This is a genomic window from Teichococcus deserti, assembly GCF_001982615.1.
Lineage (GTDB): Bacteria > Pseudomonadota > Alphaproteobacteria > Acetobacterales > Acetobacteraceae > Pseudoroseomonas > Pseudoroseomonas deserti.
On sequence record NZ_MLCO01000071.1, the window covers coordinates 1 to 5,477 of the forward strand.

Sequence of the window (5,477 nt, forward strand, 5' to 3'; positions counted from 1 at the left end):
TTATCTCATGTTATATATGCTATGGTCGTTATGCCTCCCTTTGCTTCTTTTGTGTGTCCTGCGGCTACTACCGAGACCCTCCCTCTTAAGATCGTCGGCCGCTTCAGTTTTTTATAAGAGCCACCGTCGGTGCCATCGGCCATGGGGCGGCGTTCCTCGGGCCGGCTTTGGCGGCAGTCTTGGCCCGGAAGCGGGCGATGCCAAGCCAGGGACTCTTCGCATCGCAGCAAAGCGGTGCCAGGATCGCGGCCAAACAGCCTTCCAAGCCGGGCCGAACAGGAAACGCCGCATGCCCCAGCCCCGTGCCGAGACCAGCCTGCCCCCCGCCGACCCGGCCACCGGCCGCGGCGAGAGCGGGCCGGCGGCCTATCGCGTCTTCGGCCGGGCCGAATGGGCGGCGCTGCGCGCCAGCACGCCGCTGTCGCTCTCGGCCGAGGATCTGGAGGGGCTGCGCGGCCTGACCGACCGGCTGTCGCTCGAGGAGGTGGCCGAGGTTTTCCTGCCCCTGTCGCGCCTGCTGAACCTGCAGGTCGCCGCGGCACGGGGTCTGGGGGTGGTGCAGGACACCTTCCTGGGCCGCCAGGTGGTGCCGCCACCCTATATCATCGGCATCGCCGGCAGCGTCGCCGTGGGCAAGAGCACCTTCGCCCGCGTGCTGCAGGCGATCCTGGCGCGCTGGCCGGACCATCCGAGCGTGGCGCTGATCACCACCGACGGTTTTCTCTACCCGACCCGGGTGCTGGAAGCCCGGGGCCTGATGGGGCGCAAGGGCTTCCCGGAAAGCTACGACCTGCGGAAGATGATCGGCTTCCTCAGCGCGGTGAAGGCGGGGGAGGAGGTGGTCTCGGCGCCCGTCTACTCGCACCTGACCTATGACATCGTGCCCGGCCAGAAGCAGATCGTCCGCCGCCCGGACATCCTGATCTTCGAGGGGCTGAACGTGCTGCAGACGGCGGCCGGCGCACCGCTGCTGGCCTCCGACTTCTTCGATTTCTCGGTCTATGTCGACGCCGCCGAGGAGGACATCGCCCGCTGGTACCTGGAGCGCTTCCTGCTGCTGCAGCGCACCGCCTTCCAGCAGCCGCGCTCCTATTTCCACCGCTACAAGGACCTGCCGCTGGCCGAGGCGACCGCGGTCGCGCAGCGGATCTGGCGCGAGATCAACCTGCGGAACCTGAACGAGAACATCCTGCCGACCCGCGAGCGGGCGCGGATGGTGCTGCGCAAGGGCGCCGACCACCGGGCGCAGGAAATCTGGCTGCGGCGGATGTAACCCGACGTCCAAACGCAAAAAACCCGCCTTGCGGCGGGTTTCTTAGGCAGCGAATGGTGGAGCTGAGCGGGATCGAACCGCTGACCTCGTCATTGCGAACGACGCGCTCTCCCAACTGAGCTACAGCCCCACGCTCGCTGGTGACGGGGCTTATCCCCGCTGCGAAGGATCAAGTCAAGGGGTGCTTGCCGTGGCCTGCGCGGCTTCGTATCTGAAGGCCTCACGCTCAGGGGATGGCGATGTACGCGGTGTTCTGGTTCGTCGATCAGGCGATCAACCTTTATGTCTGGGCGTTGATCATCGCCGCGGTCTTCAGCCTGCTGGTGTCGTTCAACGTGCTCGACACGCGCAACCGCTTCGTCTGGGCGGTGGGCGATTTCCTCTACAAGGTGACCGAGCCGGCGCTGCGGCCGATTCGCAACCTGCTGCCCAATCTGGGCGGCATCGACATCTCGCCGATGATCCTGATCCTGCTGCTCTACGCGCTGCGGATCTTCCTCTGGACCACGGTCTGGCCGCTGGTCGCCGGCTGATGGCCCTGCCGGCCTGGCGGCGGGTGGAGGGGGGCGTGGAGCTGCGCGTGAAGGCGCAGCCCAAGGCCCGCCGCGCCGGGCTGCTGGGCTGGATGGAGGGCGCCGACGGGCCGCGGCTGAAGCTCGCGGTGCATGAGGCGCCGGAGGATGGCCGGGCCAACCGCGCGGTCTGCGCGCTGCTGGCCGCCGCCTTGCATGTCCCCCCTTCCGCCATCGCGGTGGTGCAGGGGGCGGCAGCGCGGGAAAAGACCTGCCGCATCGCGGGCGACCCTGCCCGCCTGGCCGAGCAACTGGAGTCCCTGGCATGACGACCGCCAGCATCATCGACGGCAAGGAAGTGGCGGCCGGGCTTCGCGCCCGCATCGCCGAGCGCGTCGCCGCCCTGCCCTTCACCCCCGGCCTGCGCGTGGTGCGGGTGGGCGAGGACCCGGCCAGCGGCGTCTATGTCCGCAACAAGGACCGCGCGGCGAAGCAGGCGGGCCTCCACAGCGCGACGCTGCAGCTGCCGGAGGACACCACCGAGGCCGCGCTGCTGGCCGTGGTGCGCCAGCTGAACGACGACCCGGCGGTGGACGCCATCCTGGTGCAGCTGCCCCTGCCCCGCCATATCCGCGCCGAGACGGTGCTGGAGACCATCGACCCGGCCAAGGATGTCGACGGCTTCCACGCGGTGAATGCCGGCCGCCTGGCGACCGGCCAGCGCGGGCTGGTGCCCTGCACGCCGAAGGGCGTGATGCATCTGCTGGCGGCCGCCGGCACCACCATCGCAGGCGCCCGGGCCGTGGTGCTGGGGCGCTCCAACATCGTCGGCAAGCCGATGGCAGCCCTCCTGCTGGCCGCCGACGCCACGGTGACGGTGGTGCATTCGCGCACCCGCGACCTGGCCTCCGAATGCCGCCGCGCCGAGATCCTGGTCGCCGCCGTCGGCCGGCCGGAAATGGTCAAGGGCGACTGGATCGCCGAGGGCGCCACCGTGATCGATGTCGGCATCAACCGGCTGCCGAACGGGGGCTTGGTCGGCGATGTCGACTTCGCCGGCGCCAGCCAGCGGGCCGCCGCCATCACCCCAGTGCCGGGCGGGGTCGGGCCGATGACCATCGCCTGCCTGATCGAGAACACCGTCGACGCCGCCGTGGCCCGCCGCGGCTGAGCCAGGAGAGACGCCGATGCTGTCGCATGTCTGCCTCGGCATCGGCGATTTCGACCGTTCTTTCGCCTTCTACGACCCGCTGATGGCCCTGCTGGGCCATCGGCTGCGCTTCAAGGACGCCCAGAAACCCTGGGCGGCCTGGCAGCCCGCCGGCGACGACCGGCCGCTGCTGCTGATCGGCGCGCCCTTCGATGGCGGGCCGGCTGCCCCCGGCAATGGCGGGATGGTGGCGCTGCTGGCGCCCGACCGCGCCACGGTCGATGCCGGGCATGCCCTGGCGCTGCGCCAGGGCGGGGCCTGCGAGGGGCCGCCCGGGCTGCGGCCGCAATACCATCCGAATTTCTACGGCGGCTATTTCCGCGACCCGGACGGCAACAAGCTGTGCCTCTGCTGCCACCAGCCTGAAAGCTGAGCCGGGCGGAACGTCATCGGCTTGTCGCCGGAGCGTCACGCGGGTGACGCCGGCTTCCGCGTAAGCGGCGCGCCGTCGCAGGTGACGGCCCCTCCTGCTCCTGCGGCGAATCCTGGATCCCGGTCATCGTCTACCGCACCGATGATCGGGGCCAGGTCATGGTCCGATCGCGTGATCCACCTCGCGGCGATCCTGCCAGGGGCGCGACCACGCGCCAGCAGCGCGAGAGACGACAAGAATGACCGATCAGCCGAAGCCGGTTTTGGGCGCCGCCCTGATGCTTGAGGGGCTGCAGCAGCACCGCGACTGGATCCTGGAGCAGCAGCGCGACCTGGAGATCCAGGACTTCTTCAAGGCCGAGGTGCTGGACGGCGACTGGAAGCCGCTGGCCGAGCAGGTGCGGCGCGCGCTGGACGGGCATACCGGCCGCATCGGCATGCATGGCCCGTTCTGGGGCTTCAAGATCGACACGCATGACGCCGCGGTGCGCGCCGTGGTGACCCGCCGCCTGCTGCAGGGCCTCGAGGTCTGCGAGGCGCTGCGGTCGACGCAGATGGTGGTGCATTCGCCCTTCACCACCTGGGACCACTACAACCTGGACGCCTTCCCGGGCGCCCGCGCGCAGCTGCAGGAGCGGGTGCACCAGACGCTGGCGCCGGTGGTGGCCCGTGCTCAGGCGATCGGCTGCGAGCTGGTCATCGAGAATATCGAGGACAAGGATCCGCGCGACCGCATCGGCCTGGCCGCGTCCTTCAACAGCGCCGCGGTGCAGGTGTCGCTGGACACCGGCCATGCGCATTACGCGCATGTCAGCACCGGCGCGCCGCCGGTCGACTTCCACATCCATCTGGCGGGGGATGCGCTGCGGCATGTGCATCTGCAGGACACGGACGGCCATGCCGACCGCCACTGGGCGCCGGGCGACGGCACCATCCTGTGGCCCAGCGTCTTCGCCGCCGTGGCCGCCCTGAAGGTCAAGCCGCGCCTGATCCTGGAGCTGCGCGACCACCGCCAGCTGCCGAAGGCGGTGGCGCATTTGACTGGCCTGGGCTTGGCTGTCTGACAATCTGCAAGCGGGGCTCATTCCAGAGCCCCGCATCAGCCACGCTGCCCGAGGATCCACCCCTCCCATTGCCGGGCGAGCTGGTGCAAGGTCGGCGCTTCGGGTCGCCTGCCATCCAGTATCTCGATCATGCCCAGCACCCCGGCAAGGGCATCAAAGGGATCTTCGCCCGCTTTCGATAAACCGAAGCCTTCGGTGATCTGCGCCGACAGCTCGTCCGAGAACCTGATACGATGGAGGGCGGCCCAGGCCGGCAGGCCTGCCGCCGCCGCGCGCCGGTCATCCTGACGCTGTTTGCTCATGCGTGGTTTGAAGCCAATGCCGACATGGCCGTAAGCCTCCGCCGGATACGTCTCGGCGATCACCGGCACACCAGCGCGGGCAAGCGAAGCTAGGGAACCGTCGAAAGGCCAGAGGCGGGCGCCGTCCCGTATCGCTGGCTGCAGCACGCTTTGCCAGCCATCGATGGCTGCCTTGCCCACCTGATTGCCGCCTAGCGTCCAGAATAGCGGGCAGGCCGCGCGACGTTTGGCTGTTGCATGCTCACAGATCCGGCGCAGCTCGTTGATGCTGCTCATTCCGAGACCTTCCAGCAGATGTCTCTGCTTGGCTTCGGCACTGGAAAGGCGTGGATAGAAGGGCTGCCGCAGCGATACTTGCGTCTCCGAGTCAGCAACTTGAAAGAATTTAGCCCAGTCGGCTGTGCCAAACATCTTCAACGCCTCAGTAAAGCCCGCGAAGCCAGTGAGCTGGCCGTAACTGGCAGGCAGCCCTATCGGAAAGTCGAAGCCCGCCAGCACTGGGCCCGGCATTGAGAACAACGCGGCGACGAAGTCAGCGGAATCGCCGATCGTGCATGGCGCTTCCACCTGCCATCCTGGTCCGGTGCGAACGGCGGCAGCGATCCATCGCTTCCGGGCGTCACGGCTCCAGTCGGCATGCAGGATTGTCTGAAAAGGGATAGCCAAGCCCTGGCTCCCATAATGGCCACCTGGTGAAGGCGGGGTCCGGGGGATACTGTCCCCCGGGCGGGGTGGTTCAGGAGG

7 protein-coding genes and 1 tRNA gene are annotated in these 5,477 nt (G+C 68.6%); 6 read left to right on the forward strand and 2 right to left on the reverse strand.

Annotated features, from left to right (window positions below; all coding sequences use genetic code 11):
• The first annotated feature begins 289 nt into the window (after positions 1-289).
• Positions 290-1,273, forward strand: a complete 984-nt coding sequence (gene coaA / locus BKE38_RS09160) for a type I pantothenate kinase (RefSeq protein ID WP_083747408.1) — start codon at positions 290-292, stop codon at positions 1,271-1,273.
• 54 nt (positions 1,274-1,327) lie between these two features.
• Here coaA and BKE38_RS09165 read toward each other — a convergent pair.
• Positions 1,328-1,403, reverse strand: a tRNA-Ala gene (locus BKE38_RS09165).
• Between the two features lie 109 nt (positions 1,404-1,512).
• Between BKE38_RS09165 and BKE38_RS09170 the strand changes: the two genes are divergently transcribed.
• The 5 genes from BKE38_RS09170 (at position 1,513) to BKE38_RS09190 (ending at position 4,431) form a co-directional block, all read left to right on the forward strand.
• Complete coding sequence (locus tag BKE38_RS09170) at positions 1,513-1,806, forward strand: YggT family protein (RefSeq protein ID WP_076957019.1); 294 nt, start codon at positions 1,513-1,515, stop codon at positions 1,804-1,806.
• Positions 1,806-2,114, forward strand: coding sequence for a DUF167 domain-containing protein (locus BKE38_RS09175; protein ID WP_076957020.1), 309 nt, complete (start codon positions 1,806-1,808; stop codon positions 2,112-2,114). The genes BKE38_RS09170 and BKE38_RS09175 overlap by 1 nt, the downstream gene beginning before the upstream one ends.
• Positions 2,111-2,956, forward strand: a complete 846-nt coding sequence (folD, locus tag BKE38_RS09180; protein ID WP_076957021.1) for a bifunctional methylenetetrahydrofolate dehydrogenase/methenyltetrahydrofolate cyclohydrolase FolD — start codon at positions 2,111-2,113, stop codon at positions 2,954-2,956. The genes BKE38_RS09175 and folD overlap by 4 nt, the downstream gene beginning before the upstream one ends.
• 16 nt (positions 2,957-2,972) lie before the next feature.
• The gene (locus BKE38_RS09185) at positions 2,973-3,368 is read left to right on the forward strand and encodes a VOC family protein (RefSeq protein WP_076957022.1); all 396 of its coding nucleotides are present in this window, start codon (positions 2,973-2,975) and stop codon (positions 3,366-3,368) included.
• Positions 3,369-3,606: 238 nt separating this feature from the next.
• Entirely contained in the window at positions 3,607-4,431 is an 825-nt protein-coding gene (locus tag BKE38_RS09190; protein WP_076957023.1) for a sugar phosphate isomerase/epimerase family protein, read from the forward strand.
• Between the two features lie 35 nt (positions 4,432-4,466).
• On the opposite strand, the gene BKE38_RS09195 is transcribed toward BKE38_RS09190, so the two are convergent.
• Positions 4,467-5,399, reverse strand: coding sequence for a DUF429 domain-containing protein (locus BKE38_RS09195; RefSeq protein ID WP_076957024.1), 933 nt, complete (start codon positions 5,397-5,399; stop codon positions 4,467-4,469).
• Positions 5,400-5,477 lie beyond the last annotated feature (78 nt).

Coding starts and splice junctions, on each gene's coding strand:
- coaA (WP_083747408.1), top strand. CDS start 290: ATGCCCCAGCCCCGTGCCGAGACCAGCCTGCCCCCCGCCGACCCGGCC.
- BKE38_RS09175 (WP_076957020.1), top strand. CDS start 1,806: ATGGCCCTGCCGGCCTGGCGGCGGGTGGAGGGGGGCGTGGAGCTGCGC.
- BKE38_RS09170 (WP_076957019.1), top strand. CDS start 1,513: ATGTACGCGGTGTTCTGGTTCGTCGATCAGGCGATCAACCTTTATGTC.
- folD (WP_076957021.1), top strand. CDS start 2,111: ATGACGACCGCCAGCATCATCGACGGCAAGGAAGTGGCGGCCGGGCTT.
- BKE38_RS09185 (WP_076957022.1), top strand. CDS start 2,973: ATGCTGTCGCATGTCTGCCTCGGCATCGGCGATTTCGACCGTTCTTTC.
- BKE38_RS09190 (WP_076957023.1), top strand. CDS start 3,607: ATGACCGATCAGCCGAAGCCGGTTTTGGGCGCCGCCCTGATGCTTGAG.